The sequence below is a fragment of the Methanomicrobiales archaeon HGW-Methanomicrobiales-1 genome, assembly GCA_002839675.1.
In the GTDB taxonomy this organism is placed as follows: Archaea; Halobacteriota; Methanomicrobia; order Methanomicrobiales; family Methanospirillaceae; genus Methanoregula.
Genome location: PGYM01000003.1, coordinates 333,874 through 350,404 on the forward strand (window position 1 = coordinate 333,874; position 16,531 = coordinate 350,404).

Sequence of the window (16,531 nt, forward strand, 5' to 3'; positions counted from 1 at the left end):
TTTTCCCGTACGCTTCTTTTTCCGTTCAGAAAATTTTCAAAAACTTTTTACTTTCTCCAAATGGGATTACCCCTGCTTTGGGCGGAATACACGATAGGGGCTGATGCCCCCATACCCCATCAGACCATCTTCTTTTTTACCAGCACCAGGATATTTTTCCCGTCTTCATACCGGTACATGATATCGTCCATTACCTGACGGATTAAAAATACACCCAGCCCGCCGATCTTTCGTTCTTCGATCTCAACAGAAATATCCGGCTCCGGGATGGTTAAGGGATTGAACTGTGGGGCATAATCCTCGATCTGTATTTCGGCAAGCCCCTGGGTTGTGTGGATGGAGATGACAATCTTACCCGGGCCTTTTGCATACCCGTGCACGATCACGTTGGTGATCGCTTCTTCGACTGCCAGCTGGGTATCGAGAATATCCTCCTCAGAAAACCCGTGGACACGCATGGCCTGGTCAAGTGACTGGGATACTTCCGGAATTGCATGGATGTTGGCATCGATTGTGCAGGAATGTGTCGGTTCCATCATTTCACCCGTATAACCATAAGCGTAATATCATCCGATTGTGCGTAGCCCCCGGTAAACGAGTGCACCGATGCAAGGATAGCAGTCATAATATCCGGTGCCGGGAGTTTCCGGGATGCCCGGATCACCTCATGCAGCCGCACTTCTCCAAACATTTCCTGTGCTGCATTCTCCGCTTCGGTTATGCCATCCGTGTAAAGCACAATGACGTCTCCTGCCTTGAGCATAGCGGTCTGTGCAGTATACGCTGAATCCGCCATCGCCCCGATCGCAATGCCTGTTGCCTCGAGTTCAGTAAGCCGGCCATCCTCCGCATGGCAGATGATCGGTGGGTTATGGCCGGCGTTCACGTACGTAAGTGAACAGTTGTCCGTCCCGAGAATGCCGTAAAAGAGGGTGACAAACATTCCCCCCCGGGAATCGTTGGCAATGATTGAGTTTGCACTGCAAATCGCCCGGGCGGGATTGTCTACGTACCAGGTCGCATTCACCCGCACCACGATCCGCGAGAGTGCCATGTAGAGTGCGGCGGGGATACCCTTACCTGAGACATCGGCGATCATGATCCCCATGGTCCCTTTCTTAAGCGGGATAAGTTCGAACGGGATTACATCGAAAAAATCGCCCCCGACTTCCTTTGCCATCACGCTCTTTGCGGCCACTTCAAATCCCTCGATCTGCGTGATCGTGTCGGGAAGGAAACTCTGCTGGATCTCGGCTGCGATCGCAAGTTCGGTATTCTTTCGCTCCATCTCCCGGAGCAGGGTATCGCGCTCAGCTCCCATCCTGCGTTCATTCTGGAGATTTTCGATAATGAAGGCAAAGATGAACATCCCTGCTGCATTGGCAAGGATCATCGGCAGAGCCACCATGGACACGACACCCAGTGCCTGGTCGAACGGCCGGCAGATGGCAAGAGTGAGCAGCATGTGCAGCCCTTCCATGAGGATGGCAAAGAGCACGGCAATTTTCATACCGCAGAATTTCCGTTTGCAGGCAAGCCAGATAAGCCCGCCAAAGAGCCCGGCAAGGATCGTTGCAGTGGTGCACGGAATGACCGTAAACCCGCCAAGACTCCAGCGATATGCAGCTCCAATCAGCCCGGCACCAACACCAACAACCGGGCCCCCGATAAGACCGGCAACCATCGGCCCTAAGTCCCGCACGTTGATGATTGCGCCAAGCACCTCAACGCCACTGATCGTACCGAAAACCGAGAGGGCGCCAAAAACCAGGATGAGAACAATCTGCGTTTTTATGGCAGGATGGCCATCGAGCACTTCGATGAAAAGTTTCCTCCGGGTCAGGAGGTAGGCAACGACAACAATCACGCAACTCAGCTGGAGCAGGACCAGCAGGGATGAAAAGATTGTTGCGTCCATGAAATCTCAAATACATTATTGCACACCGGCTCTTTTAATGGTCGCGTCCTGAATGAAACGAGGACGCTAAGCAGCGGTGAGCAGTTTTCGGACAGGGATAGCATTATCTTTAAAAAACACCAAAAACACCGGTATCATTCTCTGGCTACATTTTACCAGACAAGAGGGAATATCGTGGAAATTACAACCGTAACCCGTGACGGGGCAACTATCCTTTCGATTGCCGGTAGAATAGATACCGCGACTGCACCGGCACTTGAACAGGCGATCAACAAAGAGATAGAGGGAGGGAACCGGAAGGTCCTGCTCAACTTTTCCGGAGTCACCTATATCAGCAGCGGCGGTCTCCGGGTGCTGCTGGCAACGGCGAAAAAACTCAAGAATCCCGGTGACAAGTACGCCCTGTGCAGCCTTGCTGCCGAAGTGCACAAGATCCTCAAGCTTGCCGGGTTCACGTCCATCTTCTCGATCTATCCTTCTGAGGGCGAAGCGCTTGCCGGGTGGTAACAACACTCCCGTTTCCCTGGTCTGGCAGCCGGCGCCTGGTGCCACCGGGGCACAGCACTATCCCCTTATCCGCAAGATCGATACCATCTCTTCTAACTCCTACCTGATCCGGACCGGTGATGTGATCCTGCTCATCGACCCGGGCGGCATTGCGGAGCAGTCGGCACAGCTGGCACAGGTGATCGAAGAGTGCCGCGAGGAACAGGATCGCCCGGTCTTTGTCTTTTTGACCCACGCCCATCTCGATCATTTCCTGGGCACGCAGTCGGTTCCCGCTTTTGCCCACACGGGAGCAGCTGTCTTTGCCGTGCAGGAGGCAGGTGCGGCAGCGCTTGAACGCGGGGACGCAAAGCTGACACAGGCCGCGCTTCTGGGACAGGAGATTGCTCCGGTCAGGGTGGGCCTCCCTCTCCTGACCAAAGCCCGTTCCGGTTCACGCGGTGTCCCGGTATCCATGGCCTTTTCCAACGGGGCCACGGTCACTATCACCCGGGAGCAGACTGATGGCGGCCTTGCCGAAGAAAGGATCTGCTTTGGCCCGGGGGCTGCTCTTGACATATACCATACACCGGGCCACAGCCCGGACAGCATCTGCCTCCGGATGGGCAAGCTGTTGTTCATCGGCGATGTGCTCTTTGCGGCAAACCCGGGCATTGCCGGGATCTGCGGGTGGGACCAGGAAGCGCTCATCCGATCGCTCGATGGCATCAGGGCGCTCCTTGCCGGTGGCGGCATTGATTTTGTCCTGCCGGGCCACGGGAGAGTGATCGCGGCTGCGGATGCGCTGAGGATGTTTGAAGCCATCCGCGCCGATGCGCTGGCACTGGAAAACATTGCCGAGCTGAACCATGAGCGGGCAATAGAGGCCGCTGCGTTTGCCGAAGAGTGCATGGAACAGGTCAATGAGCTCTTCACTATCATGGCCGGACGGCTGTACTATGTCTCGTACGTGATGGAGGAACTCGGGGAAGATGACGTGGCCGCCGAGGTCAGTGCGCTTATCAAGGGGGATGTGATAGACGAGTTGCTCGAAGCCTTCCGCTCTTTTGCCGACGAGCACCATAAGGGCGGCGGGGTCTCGATCCATCTCGCCCTCAAAGCAGGCCAGGTGATCGCAAAACTCGAACGATCGTTTGACGGCGCGCAGCTTGCGCGTATCATCGACCCGGCGCTGGTCCAGCGGGCCGCACGGCTGCTCTCGGATTACACCACTATGCTCCGCGGGTTCTGCCCTCCCCGCGAACTCGCGGAATGCGATCTTGTCAGGCATCTTGAAGCGCAGGTGACCGGCCTTACGGTTCCCGCCTGCTCGGATGACGATCTCTTGTCATCGGCAGACGATGATTCGGCCTTTACCGGCCTGCTCCTGCAGCGGATCGGGATGCAGCCGCTTCTTGCGGATGTTGCCTTTACCTTTTCTGCGGGTGAGAAACATATCCTGGTTGCTGTGGATCACGATGACCTCACGGACCTGGTCACGTATATTCTCGAAGATCTCGTGGGAACCGGCGCTGCTGCGATCGCCGTTCAGGTCAACCGTGACGGCAATGATGCCACGGTCACGCTTGCGGGAACCGGGTGTACCGATTCGGGTGCAGTAAAAACCGGCAGGGGTTTTCTCGGCCGCCTCTCCGACCGGGCTGGCGGGGCACTTTCCTGGACCGATGATGGCCGGACGCGTGAGTATACTATCAGGATCGATGGATTGATCTGAAGGTACAGGTCGGTCGCCAAAATTCAGCTCCCATCTATCCCACGGACTCTCCGCAGCATGTTATACCAAACCAGGAATACTCTCTATGACTGAAAAGCACTCCCGTCCAACAACCGGCAACGGCAACCCGCCGCTCATTGAATTTGAAAATGTCACCGTAATAAAAGGTGACAAGGATGTGCTCCGCTCCCTCTCGGTTACACTGCAGGAAGGCGAACATATCGCAATCATCGGCCCCAACGGTGCCGGGAAATCCTCGTTCATCAAGGCGGTGACCCGGGAATACTACCCCCAGCCCCATGATAACGTGGTGTTCCGGGTGCGGGGCGAGGAATTCTGGGACGTCTTTGCCATGCGGTCCTTTATCGGGGTCGTATCCAATGACCTGCAATACACGTATACCCGGGAGGTTTCAGGCAGGGAAGTCATCCTGTCGGGTTTCTTCTCCAGCATCGGGCTCTTCAACCATGTGGTGACGCCGGCAATGGAGAAGAGAACCGATGAGATCCTGGAATTTTTGGAGATCGGGCACCTGCAGGCACGCTTGATGACGGAGATGTCATCCGGTGAAGCCCGGCGGTTCCTGATAGGGAGAGCGCTCGTGCACCGCCCGGCCGCCCTCATTCTCGATGAACCCACTAACAGTCTCGACCTGCACGCTCTCCACACGTTCCGGAACCTGGTGCGGAAGATCGCGCAATCCGGCACCGGCATCATTCTTGTCACGCACAACCTGCACGACATCATCCCGGAGATCACCCGCATCATCCTCATGAAAGACGGGAAGTTTATCGGCGATGGTAAAAAAGAAGAGATGCTGACCGATAAGAAAATCGGCGGGCTGTTTCATGTTCCCGTCCACGTTCGGGAAGAGAATGGCTGGTATTACGCAACGGGATACTGAGTAATTCCCATTTTTTAATTCTCGTACAGGAAATATTTCCTGGTAGACACGGCCACCGACTGTTCCGGCTAAAAAGCATATTGCCCGGTACAACGCACAATATACGTACCTGTTGAGGAATCATGGGCGACCCGTACTTATCCAGCGACGAATCCCTAATCCTGTCCACGCACAATATCCGCATCGGAGGCGTGTCTTTGGACCTGATGCTCACGAGCCGGCGTCTCATCCTTATCGATAATTCCGTTACCCCTTTTAAGCTCCGGACAATTCCGCTCGAAACCATCATCACGGTAGTGGCCGGCACAGATGTGAAGGGGGACCCGATCATTACTCTTTCTCATATGGACCCATCCGGATCCGGCGCCCCTTTCCCGGTGGACTTTTTCTTTACCCGGCAAAAAGGTGGATCGAGGGTAACGGAATGTAATGAGTGGGCAGCAATCCTCAGTCGCTACGCGGCCGGAGCCCGGGAGGGAGCACGTTCCGCCGGCACTCTTCCGTATGACCCGGTAAAGGCCATCCAGCCACGGATGTCAGCCACGTACGGGATCGAGACGTTCAGCCCCAGGAAACCCGTCATGGGGGAATATGCTGTACACGCTGAACCAGTCACCGCTCCCGTACTTCCGGAATCCCCGGAAGTTGAGGATCTGCCTGCTGTGACTGATGAACCCCCTCAAAGGGTACATGCGGAGATGGCTGAATCCCCCATCCTTTCCCCCGTCCTTCCCCCGGACCTTGAAGACACGGGCCGGCCAGATCCTGCACTCAATGGGGCAGAGGAAATTATCCTCACACCGGCAGTTCCTGAAGAATGGGCAGAATCACCGGCTCCGACTGCTCCTGAGGTTAAGGAATCGGATGAAGTGCTTCCCGTTCATGAGCCCGCACCGGAACCTGTACCTGTACAAACCGTGAATGATTCTCCTCCTGAGGGAATTACGGAACCCGAAAAACCGGTTACTCTGCAACCTGAAGAAAAACCCGTGAGGGATGAACCCCGGGCAATCACTGATACGGAAAGGATCTGGGCAGAAGCAGCCCGTTCTGTGATATCTTCCCCCTCTTCAATTCCCGTCATATCATCCGATGAGCCAATCCCGGTTACCCGCCCGGGCGAAAAGAAACCGGAGGATGAACCGGAAGCTGCGGTTAGTATCATTGAAGAGCCGGTTGCAGGGATTAAAGAAGAACCCCGACCGGAATCATTCCCTGTCATAACCCCGAAATCCCCCCCGGCACTCCCGACAAAATCTCATTCTTTGCTCCCAATCGCAGCGATTGTTGTTATTATCCTTGCAGTGCTGGCAGGAGCGGTTATTATCTCGTTCTCCCCAAAGGAAACGGCTGAGCCATCCCTGCCGGTTATAATCCCGGATGTTACTGTTCTGCCAGTTACAACTTCCCTCCCAACCCCGGTACCAACGGATGGTGTCTGGGTGCGCATCGATTATCCGGGTACATTTATCGGGGAGGTTGGTAACCCCGAACTCATGCATCCTGTTTCCGGCACGGGTGTCCGGTTCTACAAAATACTCTGGAGTGATCGCGCAGTCGAAGCATCAGCCCAGAAGCAGGAAAATTCGGGGGATACTCTCGCAATCGAAGTGTACAATAACGGGACCATGATCAAGCGCGGTTCAACCCGGGCTCCGATGGGCAGTGTAAGTATCCTCATTGATCCCACTACGGGCAGACCTCCGGGGATTGGTTCCCAGGATATACCCTGACTTCCATGATCCACGATGCGAAATTTTCAGCAGGTACCCTGGCCTTCCGGTTCCCTGTACCTGAAGCGGTCCCGGTAGCAGAAGCCCTCTGGGTGATGGTGAGCGGCAACCGTGTTGCGGTAACGAACGGAAATACCCCCACGATATTTTCTGAAAAAAATCCCGCTGGTTTCCCCTGCCCTGTAGAGCGGGTCCAGTATCTTGGTCACCGTGAGACAACTCCCTGTTACGCAGCAGAGATCGCTCAGGGTACAACGCTTCCCAAGCCGTGGAAATATTCCGGCGTGCGGGAACTGTTCGGGCAGGTCCCGGATGACGAACTCGCCATTGCGGCCCTTGCCGTCCAGATAATCGACTTTGACCGCACCACGCAGTACTGCGGACGGTGTGGTGCAAAAACCCGGCAGCTGCGGACCGAACGGGCGAAATTCTGTTCGGATTGCAACCTGATCACGTATCCCCGGCTTTCACCGGCTATCATTGTCCTGGTGCAAAACGGGGACCAGATCCTGCTTGCCCGCTCACCCGGGTTCCCGACCGGCCTGCACAGTACCCTTGCGGGGTTTGTAGAGCCCGGTGAGAACCTCGAGCATGCAGTCAGCCGGGAAGTTTTTGAAGAAGTAGGGATTGCGGTAAAAAATATCCGCTATTTTGGCAGTGAACCGTGGCCATTTCCTCATTCGTTCATGATTGGTTTTACGGCAGAATATGCCGGCGGAGAGATCACGATTGACAACAAGGAGATCGTATCGGCGGGATGGTTTGATCGTGATCACCTGCCCCAGATCCCTTCACGCATGAGCATCTCGCGGGCGCTCATTGACAACTGGATGGAACGCCGCCCGGTATCCTGAACTTTGATAACGGGTATACCGGACTCTTCCCCGCGGCAGACTGCGGCACCCTATATCGTTCCGGAGATCAAAGGGTAGTGTAACAATGGCTATCGACCAGATCCCGATTGGCAGGTTCTCGCTTATTACCCGTCTCAGCCAGAAAGCGCTCCGGCTCTATGACGAAAGAGGCCTGCTGGTGCCGCAGGAAAAAGACCTGTGCACCCGGTACCGGTACTATACCGGTTCCCAGATCGCCCGGGGTGTCTCCATCAAGACCTTGTGCGAACTGGGTTTCCCACTATCTGAGATTGAAACCCTCCTTATGGCAAAGGAGGCCAACGATACCGTAACAATCCATGCACTTTTCCAGAAGCGCAGGACCGAGATCCGGTCTGAGGTCAGCAGGTTACAGGAGATCGAGGCAATTCTTGAAAACCCGGATGCCTCGCTGGAGTTGATCTACATGTCCTTAAATGAACCCGTAGTAAAAGAAATTTTACCTGTTCGCATTGTTGGCAACCGGGGTAATGGTCCGTACGGTGAAACGATCACACGACTGATAACCGGGCTCTGTTCCCAATTGTTTTCTGATGAAAACCAGAAAAACGGGCTGAAGATCACCGGGCCGTTCATGACGCTGTACCACGATCGTGAGTACAGAGAAAAAGATGCGGATATGGAGTGTGTTGTTCCGATCACCGGCAGGATTGCACTCAGTGAGCCGTCCATGGAGGTCCGGACCCTGGCCGGGGGAAAATGCGTATCCCTTATCTATAAAGGACCTTACGCCGGTCTCCATGAGGCCTGGGCCCGGATTGGTGCCTATGCAGAAGAACGGGATTTTGTTATTACCGGCCCCCACCGCGAGCTGTATCTCAATGATCCCTGCACCATTCCGGAAAATGAACTGCTGACCGAGCTCCAGATCCCCATTGATCCGGCCCTGCACAGTACCTGTGCTTGACCCCCCCCTATTTTTGCAATTTTCGCGTGTTTTTGCTGCAGTAAGGCACTGGACAGCTCTTTTCGACCAGAAGTGCTATAATGCAGTATATAAAATCATATATTCAGGCATAGAGTACCGTGAACGTTTATCCATGCGAGAGATGGCGATGAAAAATTCTCAGTCAGATGGAAACGAAAATGTCATAGATATTTTCGTTCTGGGTCGGAGTGAAACAGGGACACTGGAACTCATTAAGCAGCTTGAGCGCCAGGATTACCAGGTAACCCTCTTTACCGATGGAACCCAGCTCCTTGATACCCTTCACTCAGGAAAGCCCAACCTGATCATATGTGACACGACCTCCTTCGGGCAGGAGGCGTACGATTGCTGTCGGCAGATCAAATCTGATGACTATCTCTGGATGATTCCGGTTATTATCCTCACCCGCGCATCATCCGTAGGGGACCTGTTAAACGTTCTTGACAGCAATGCAGACAATTTCATCGCCCATCCCTGTGACAGCCCCTACCTGCTCTCGCTGATCGAAGAAATGCTCCTGACCCCTGTTGAGCAGCAGACCCTGGACCAGATCAAAACGCAGTTCAAGATCCAGCACGAAGGCCGGGTCTTTGTGGTCACTGCTGATCGCAGGAAGCTGCTGGAATTCCTCATGTCCGCATTTGAGATTGCCGTCAAAAATTCTGAAGATCTCGCTGCTGCCAATGCCGAATTACAGGCAACCTCCTCACGGTTAACTACGATAGAAAATGCAGGCCTCGAGAACATACGGCTCATCGGCACGCTCACTGCAAGTATCCGTACAAAAGAGCAGGACGAGCGCACACTCAAAGGGGATCTTGAGGAAACTGAACAGGCCCTCGATGAAAAGACTGCAGAAGCCGGACAACTCTCGCGTGACCTGGGGGATGCCAGGGCGCTTCTTGCCACTGCTGAAGAACAGATCCGCATACTGCTTGCGGAGAAAGAAAAAACCGATCTCGCTTCCCAGTCGGAAATCTCTCTTCTGGCCGGGCAGGTATCATCCCTTTCGCAGGCTATCACTGTAAAAACAGCGGAGCTGGATGCTGCACAACAGGCACTGGAAGGAGAAACGACCCGTTCCGGCCAACTCGACCTTGCGGTAAAAGAGTCTGGTGCGCAGGCAGGACAGCTCAAAGCGACCCTCCAGGCCCTCACTCTTGAACACGAACAGCAGGCATCTGCCCTGGCTGCCGAAAAGAACCGGGCACAGGCTGCAGAAGAAGAGGCCCGTTCGACACTTCAGGCAAAAGCGCAATCCGAACAGGAACTGACACGACGCTGTGAAGAGCACAAGGAGATCGCCCGGCAGCAGGATGAAGAGATTCTCCGGTTAAAAACCGGGCTTGAGGCTGAAACTGCAAGGCGCACGTCAACAGAGGCACAACTTGAAACTCTCCGGCATGAAGGGGAGCAGTCAAAAGCAGCTCAGGAAATTGCCAAGGAGTCGCAACAGCGCCAGATCGATGAGCTGCAGGCACAGAATGATACGGCGGTTGCCACCCTCTTTTCCCAGGAACGCGAATTAAAGATCCTCCGGGATGAGCTGATAGTTGCCCGCACCACGGGCGAAAAATCCGCAGCAACTGCAGCATCTGTCACTGCAGCTTTCAATGAGACCCGGGTAGAGATCGAAGAGCGTGAATGGAAGATCCAGTCCCTGGAAAAACAGATTGCTGATATTAAGATCCAGAAAGAAACAAGCGATGAGAAAATCCGTGCTCTCACGGCCTCGCTTGAGAGTGTCCAGTCGGCCCTGGACACGGAAAAAGAAGAGCATGCAGCGGTTAAAGAACGGTCACAGGCAGCGATCCGCGAGCGGGATGAAAACCTGCAGTCGGTTCGCGGTGAACATGATCTGGTAAAATCAGATCTCGATGTGCAGAAAAACGATCTGGTCCGGCTGCACCGCGATCTCGAAGCCGCAGCATTACTCCGGTCTACCCTCCAGGGAGACATTGCTACAGCCTCTTCCCGGATCAAAGAGCTGGAGTACGATCTGAAATCAGCCGCACAGGAAAAGGACCGCACCGGTCAGCAGTCCCGCTTGCTGACAGAAGAACTCGGTGCAATAAAAGCAGCGCTCAATGAAGCGCGGGCTTCTCTCTCCTTAGAAAAAGACCAGCGCACTGCTGCTGAAGAACAGCTGAAGACTGCCCTTGAACAGGAAAGAATGCTTCAGGCAGCAGTTGTTGAGAATGCCCGTGCTGCCACCCTGGGAACGGAGACAGCAGAGCCCGAGAATACGTATGCTGCAACGATACAGGTACTCAAAAGGGATCTCGAAGAAGCCCTCGCCCGGCAGCGCATGCTCGAACAGGAAGTAAAGACCCTGGTGTCACAGAAGGCAGAAGCAGAAGCAAGAGCAGAAGCCCTGTCCAATGAGATCGAGCAGGCGCGAACTGCTCTTGCTGATGAGTGGGAAGATCACATGAATGATGAGGAGCGACTTGCTGCTTCCCAGAAGAAAGCCGTTGTTGTCACCCATGCAGGCCTTCCTGTGGAGATAAGGCCTGCTGTACAGGCAGTCGTTGTAACAACCCCGCCTGCATCGCCTGAGGGGACAATACCCCGGGCGATTTCAAACACCCTTAAGGATGAAGCACCCATTTTTGGGATTGAGGACTTGTTTGAAGATGATCCGTCCGTTCCGGCAGCGAGCGATCAACCCTCAGTTATTCCTCAGCCTGCTATACCAGAACCTTCGGCAGAAACGCCGGATAGGATTATGGATGATGCACCGGCACAAGAACCGGATTCTGTTGATGAACCGGAATCAGGGCAGGATACCGGTGACGAAGAGGATGAACCCGATGAGACCGATGAGACTGATGAGGGTGCTGATAAGGATGCAGGAGATGAGAGAGAAACTCTTGATGATTTTATAAAAACCCCGTCCGGTCACGGCATCTCGTTCAACCGCCAGCAATGGTTCGATCTCCTCCAATGGTCGCACCACTCGGGAGCTCTTTCCCAGGTGCAGCGCATGCAGATCGTCCGGATGGGCCGGTTGATCCAGAAAGGTCGCAAGCTGACCCAGAAACAGGATGAACAGGTCAGGGAAATGCTTGCGCTTGTCCAGACGCTCGGGTACCAGATCCACTGACATTTTTTTAACAATTCCAATATGCTTATCCCTCGGGAAATCTTACTAAACGAAATAATTATGGCAGGACGTTCTCCCAAACGAAAAGACATTAACCCCAAAGAAAAAATGAAGAACCGGCCCAACCAGAAATCCGGTTCAGATTACCGGCTTGCGGTTGTCCTTGGTGGAGCGATCATTCTTGCTATTGCAATTATTTGCGCAGTTCTCTTAACTCAACCCCAATGAATCCCGGATTGCAAATGCAGGGTGTATAACCTCCTGTAAGCATTGGGCATTTACCGATCTCTTTTGAAAAAAAATCAGACAAACCGATCCATTGAATTATTGGGTTTTTCATTCCGGATCCAAAGGGGATTGTGCCGATGTTCCCAACGGGACTTCATGAACAACAATCCAAATAACCGGTTCTCACATTTACTGATCTGCTTGGCGAGGCCTCGACAAGGGATTGGGCACCCGCTTAATTGAGTGTGAGTGGAGGTACAAAACACCGGAACCTGCTTGATGATCTGCAAGCAACTGCCCGGCCAACTTTCAGCACCCTGCTTTGTGTCGTGTCCATCGCCTTTAATCTGGCACAGGCATACCGCTGAGCAATCCCCTAAAAAAGTATGTCTGCCGTCTTCTGACCCTGTAAGGATCCCGGCACGTATTCTTACTTGACGATCAGGACCGGGCACGGTGCAAGATGAGCGATCTTCTGGCTGACACTTCCCATAAGCACGCCTTTTAAGGTACCTAACCCCCGGCTGCCAATCACTACCAGATCGACTTTCTCTTTCTGCACATGGGTAAGGATTTCCTGTGCAGGATCGCCAATAGCTACTTTCAGCGTGTAAGTAATACCTGCTGCATCACAACGGCCGAGAGTTGTGCTGATGAGGGTACGTGACTCCTCTTCAAGCAGTGAGTGGACATCGAATTTTGCCTGTACCATGCGGGATTCTGACGGGGGAGACGTCACGATATGGACAATGGTGATGGACGATAAAGAGAGTGCCTGTGCAAGACTGATCGCCGCATCAGCCGCACGGTTGGCATTGTCTGATCCATCGGTTGCAAGTAACATTTTTGTAAATATCATAATCCCTCACTACCCTTTTAGCTCAATATCCTTTTAACCCAATACCAGAATTAATTCTCTGCTCCTTTTTTAAACCACATCATTAAAATAACCAGTTCCCCGGTATTCCGGTAACAAGGTCCTGGATTACGGATATTGCCCGGATAGTGAAGGATGGTCCCCGATTCAACGGGAAATTATTCATTTTGCCAGAATCTGCATCCGCAACAATGTCAGGATCCACAAGTTCCGGTGGAATGTTGATTAAAAACCTGCCGAATGTTAATTGGGTTGCATGCTGATATTGTAGGACAAATTACTTACAGCGTACATTTTTTTATTATAAAAAAATACTATCACGCAGAAATTCTGAGGTTTTTGTGAATTTTCACGCACTCAAACGAGAATGGTTTTCCAATCTCCGGGGCGACTCCCTTGCCGGCATAACCGTAGCACTTGCCCTCATCCCCGAAGCAATTGCATTCTCCATCATTGCCGGTGTCAACCCCATGGTGGGATTATACGCGTCCATCTGCATTGCCATTGTTATCGCATTTGCTGGCGGCAGACCCGGTATGATATCGGCAGCAACCGGTTCAATGGCGCTGATCATGATTGTGCTTGTGCGCGATTACGGGCTTGAGTACCTGCTCGCAGCAACCATCCTTACCGGCATTTTTCAGGTTATTCTCGGGTGGCTGAATGTCGGGCGGTTTATTACGTTTGTTCCCTATCCGGTTGTGCTCGGTTTTGTCAATGCTCTTGCCATCCTTATCTTCCTGGCCCAGGTGCCATTTTTCATCAACGCAACATGGGTGATGTATATCATGGTTGCCGGCACGCTGGCGATCGTTTACTTCCTTCCCCGGTTCACCCGGCTGGTCCCGTCGTCCCTTGCAGCGATCGTTGTGATGACGGCGATTGCGATCGGCACCGGCATCCAGGTCCTGGCCGTAGGAGACATCGGCACGATCACCCAGTCCCTGCCGGTATTTCACCTGCCCGCAGTTCCCATCTCGTTAGAGACACTGTTAATTATCCTGCCCTATTCCTTAACCCTCGTTATCGTCGGGCTGCTCGAATCGTTGCTTACCGCGTCGATCGTCGATGAGATGACCGATACCCGAAGTAACCGCGACCGCGAGGTCCGGGGACAGGGCTATGCAAATACCATTACCGGGTTCTTTGGCGGTATGGCCGGATGTGCGATGATCGGACAGTCAGTCATCAACATCAAATCCGGGGCCACCGGGAGATTGTCATCCCTGGTAGCCGGCCTGTTTCTCCTGTTCCTCATCATCGCTCTCGGGGATGTACTGGCCCGGATACCCATGGCAGCCCTTGTGGGGGTAATGATCATGGTTGCTTTGAGTACCTTTGACTGGAAATCCGTACAGGACCTGCCAAAAGTTCCGGTCAGTGATGCGGCAATCATGGTCATAACCATTGTAATTGTTGTGTTCACCCACGATCTTGCGAAAGGAGTGATCGCCGGAGTCATCCTGAGCGCACTGGTGTTCGGGTGGAGGATATCGGCCATCAACGCAACGGCCACGATCCGGAGCAGCGGGGTTAAAATTTACACGGTAAAAGGGCAGGTCTTCTTCGGTACAATGGCGGCATTCATTGATCTCTTCGATTATGCAAACGATCCGCAGCGGGTGGAGATCGATCTGGCCCAATCACACATATGGGATCAATCCGCAGTGGCAGCGATTGCAAAAGTGGTGGACAAGTACCAGCAGCAGGGCAAATCCGTCTATGTAACCGGGCTGAATCCCGAAAGCCAGGAAACCCTCGATAAAGGATTTTCATAAATTGTCAGGAAAAGAAATGACGATTCTCTCTTTAAAAAAAATAAGCGTTCACGACAGGGCAGGTACACTGCTGCACGGTCGTGTATAGGATCCGATGTCAGGGAGCCTGTCCGGCTCCTGTCGGTTCCCTGTTTTTTCCTGTTCCGGGTTGTCCGGAATCGTTTTTGTTTTCCTGGGCAAACCAGACTGTGCGCTGCGGAAACGGAAATCCGATTCCTTCCAGTTCAAGCGCCAGTTTGATCTTCCAGAGCAACTCGGTCCTGACTGCCCACCATTCGAGGGACGGGGCCCAGATCCGTACCATGAGAATGACCCCGTTATCTCCCAACTCGTCTACATAGATGGAGGGGGGAGGGTTCACGAGAACAAACGGCTCTGCTGCTACAAGATCCGTGATGACCTGGATTGCCCGCCCGGCATCATCGCTGTACCGGATCGCAATACGGTACTCGAACCTCCGTGCGATATTGGCAACATAGTTGGTGATCTCAGAATTGAAGACTGTCTCATTCGGGATGCGTATATACACGCCCTCAAAGTTCTTGATGGTCGTAGAGAGAATCCTGATATCCTCAATGATCCCTTCGGTCTCGCCAATTTTGATGGTATCGCGGATCTTGACCGGGCGTTCGATGAGAAGGAAGATGCCGGAACCCACATTGGTGACGAGCCGCTGGCTGGCAAAACCAATGATAATACCAGCAGTTCCGCCAATCAGGAGGAGTTCTCCTATATCAACCTTAAAACTGGGAAGGCTGATAAAAATGCCCCCGAGTATGATGACTGCCTGGGTGACCTTGATGATCTTCGTCATCTCATCCTGCCGGATGCGGTCAGAGAGGTTCTTTTTGATATATCCTCCGACAATTTTTGCAATAATGACCGAAGCACTGACGATAATGAAAAATATAATGAGATCGAGGACCGTGACATCCCCGATAACCGGTGTTGAAAGAATGACCATCCGGTTTCACCCCATCCCATGTTCCATCAAAAATCCTTTCTTCTCTACATCCACTGAAAGGAGCTTGCGTGCCTTGATTGCCGGTATCGCCCGTTCCATTCCTTCCCGGAACGGCCGTTCAAATATCCGGGTTTCAGCGATCATTTTTGAAAAGATTACCATTTCACCGGACATTACAACAATGTCATCAAAATAGATCGGCATAAAGTAGGATTCAAAAACCGCACGCGACACCTCAACCCACCCCCGGCTCGTATTTTTGATCTCCAGTTGCAGCACTCCCTCGCAGGCAGGATCCGTTTTTTCGCAATGTTCAGAGATCGTGCTCTCGTGGTACCGGGTTATCACGCCGTTTTCAGGAGAGCCGTAAAGGGAATATTTTGGCAGGCATCGTGAGAATACATCGAGGAGCTGGTAATCATCCTTTGCGGTTAAAAAGACCCCAATCTCAAGGGGGAAAGTTAGGAAAACCGTTTTTTTCGATTCCGGCTCGATGACGACTGGCGGGAAGACAATCTCAAGATACCGGGTCACCTCTTTTGGGAGGTTGATCGGTTCAACCGGGTGGATAAAAACGGTTGGGCCTGTCGAAGAGATGATCTTTTCCACACGTTCCTCCTGGCACTCCCTCCGGTACCGGAAAAAATTTCCATCCTTTTCGATACTGATCGAGAACACTTTCCCTGCATGTTGGCATGGATAATTGAAACGGCCATACATTTTTTTAAATCACTCCAGTCAGCATCATGATTTTTTTATTGTTCTTCGTGAGGTTGGGCAGATTGTGTCCATCATCGGACCGCTGTTTTTCTGTTAACTGCAATCCCTTTCTCCAATTCAGATAGTAAGGAAGTAGTTCTCCTACTTCTGCCATTTTATTGCTTAAACTATAAAGAATGCCATGCGTGAAAGACGGATGCGGATATTATTGTTTTTTCCATGCATGCCAATACCGCTCGTAACTATCTGGCAATCGTATGA

13 protein-coding genes are annotated in these 16,531 nt (G+C 53.0%); 8 read left to right on the top strand and 5 right to left on the bottom strand.

Annotation, left to right across the window (positions count from 1 at the left end; genetic code table 11):
• Positions 1–119: 119 nt before the first annotated feature.
• Both CVV30_11080 and CVV30_11085 read right to left on the bottom strand, forming a co-directional pair.
• On the bottom strand, positions 120–539 hold the full coding sequence (locus CVV30_11080; protein ID PKL68446.1) for an ATP-binding protein: 420 nt from the start codon (positions 537–539) through the stop codon (positions 120–122).
• The gene (locus tag CVV30_11085) at positions 536–1,918 is read right to left on the bottom strand and encodes a stage II sporulation protein E (protein PKL68447.1); all 1,383 of its coding nucleotides are present in this window, start codon (positions 1,916–1,918) and stop codon (positions 536–538) included. The genes CVV30_11080 and CVV30_11085 overlap by 4 nt, the downstream gene beginning before the upstream one ends.
• A gap of 174 nt (positions 1,919–2,092) precedes the next feature.
• On the opposite strand from CVV30_11085, the gene CVV30_11090 reads away from it, so the two are divergent.
• The 7 genes from CVV30_11090 to CVV30_11120 all read left to right on the top strand — a co-directional run bounded on the left by CVV30_11090 (position 2,093) and on the right by CVV30_11120 (position 11,703).
• Positions 2,093–2,425, top strand: a complete 333-nt coding sequence (locus tag CVV30_11090) for an anti-sigma factor antagonist (GenBank protein PKL68448.1) — start codon at positions 2,093–2,095, stop codon at positions 2,423–2,425.
• Positions 2,331–4,139 carry a hypothetical protein gene (locus tag CVV30_11095; protein PKL68449.1) on the top strand — a complete coding sequence of 603 codons (1,809 nt, stop codon included), beginning with the start codon at positions 2,331–2,333 and terminating at the stop codon, positions 4,137–4,139. Before CVV30_11090 ends, CVV30_11095 begins: the two co-directional genes overlap by 95 nt.
• An 85-nt stretch (positions 4,140–4,224) precedes the next feature.
• A complete protein-coding gene (locus CVV30_11100; GenBank protein PKL68450.1) occupies positions 4,225–5,043 on the top strand; it encodes a molybdenum ABC transporter ATP-binding protein in 819 nt (272 codons plus the stop codon).
• A gap of 122 nt (positions 5,044–5,165) precedes the next feature.
• Positions 5,166–6,776, top strand: coding sequence for a hypothetical protein (locus CVV30_11105; GenBank protein ID PKL68451.1), 1,611 nt, complete (start codon positions 5,166–5,168; stop codon positions 6,774–6,776).
• Between the two features lie 5 nt (positions 6,777–6,781).
• Positions 6,782–7,630, top strand: a complete 849-nt coding sequence (locus tag CVV30_11110) for an NAD(+) diphosphatase (GenBank protein PKL68452.1) — start codon at positions 6,782–6,784, stop codon at positions 7,628–7,630.
• A gap of 85 nt (positions 7,631–7,715) precedes the next feature.
• Positions 7,716–8,576 carry a MerR family transcriptional regulator gene (locus tag CVV30_11115; GenBank protein ID PKL68453.1) on the top strand — a complete coding sequence of 287 codons (861 nt, stop codon included), beginning with the start codon at positions 7,716–7,718 and terminating at the stop codon, positions 8,574–8,576.
• A gap of 133 nt (positions 8,577–8,709) precedes the next feature.
• Positions 8,710–11,703 carry a hypothetical protein gene (locus CVV30_11120; GenBank protein ID PKL68454.1) on the top strand — a complete coding sequence of 998 codons (2,994 nt, stop codon included), beginning with the start codon at positions 8,710–8,712 and terminating at the stop codon, positions 11,701–11,703.
• Between the two features lie 658 nt (positions 11,704–12,361).
• Here the strand turns inward: CVV30_11120 and CVV30_11125 are convergent.
• Complete coding sequence (locus CVV30_11125) at positions 12,362–12,787, bottom strand: universal stress protein (protein PKL68541.1); 426 nt, start codon at positions 12,785–12,787, stop codon at positions 12,362–12,364.
• 362 nt (positions 12,788–13,149) lie between these two features.
• Between CVV30_11125 and CVV30_11130 the strand changes: the two genes are divergently transcribed.
• Positions 13,150–14,586, top strand: coding sequence for a sodium-independent anion transporter (locus CVV30_11130; protein PKL68455.1), 1,437 nt, complete (start codon positions 13,150–13,152; stop codon positions 14,584–14,586).
• Positions 14,587–14,683: 97 nt separating this feature from the next.
• On the opposite strand, the gene CVV30_11135 is transcribed toward CVV30_11130, so the two are convergent.
• Positions 14,684–15,550 carry a mechanosensitive ion channel protein MscS gene (locus tag CVV30_11135; GenBank protein PKL68456.1) on the bottom strand — a complete coding sequence of 289 codons (867 nt, stop codon included), beginning with the start codon at positions 15,548–15,550 and terminating at the stop codon, positions 14,684–14,686.
• Positions 15,551–15,556: 6 nt separating this feature from the next.
• A complete protein-coding gene (locus CVV30_11140) occupies positions 15,557–16,270 on the bottom strand; it encodes a hypothetical protein (protein PKL68457.1) in 714 nt (237 codons plus the stop codon).
• Positions 16,271–16,531 lie beyond the last annotated feature (261 nt).

Coding starts and splice junctions, on each gene's coding strand:
- CVV30_11120 (PKL68454.1), top strand. CDS start 8,710: ATGCGAGAGATGGCGATGAAAAATTCTCAGTCAGATGGAAACGAAAAT.
- CVV30_11140 (PKL68457.1), bottom strand. CDS start 16,270: ATGTATGGCCGTTTCAATTATCCATGCCAACATGCAGGGAAAGTGTTC.
- CVV30_11110 (PKL68452.1), top strand. CDS start 6,782: ATGATCCACGATGCGAAATTTTCAGCAGGTACCCTGGCCTTCCGGTTC.
- CVV30_11135 (PKL68456.1), bottom strand. CDS start 15,550: ATGGTCATTCTTTCAACACCGGTTATCGGGGATGTCACGGTCCTCGAT.
- CVV30_11100 (PKL68450.1), top strand. CDS start 4,225: ATGACTGAAAAGCACTCCCGTCCAACAACCGGCAACGGCAACCCGCCG.
- CVV30_11080 (PKL68446.1), bottom strand. CDS start 539: ATGATGGAACCGACACATTCCTGCACAATCGATGCCAACATCCATGCA.
- CVV30_11085 (PKL68447.1), bottom strand. CDS start 1,918: ATGGACGCAACAATCTTTTCATCCCTGCTGGTCCTGCTCCAGCTGAGT.
- CVV30_11105 (PKL68451.1), top strand. CDS start 5,166: ATGGGCGACCCGTACTTATCCAGCGACGAATCCCTAATCCTGTCCACG.
- CVV30_11115 (PKL68453.1), top strand. CDS start 7,716: ATGGCTATCGACCAGATCCCGATTGGCAGGTTCTCGCTTATTACCCGT.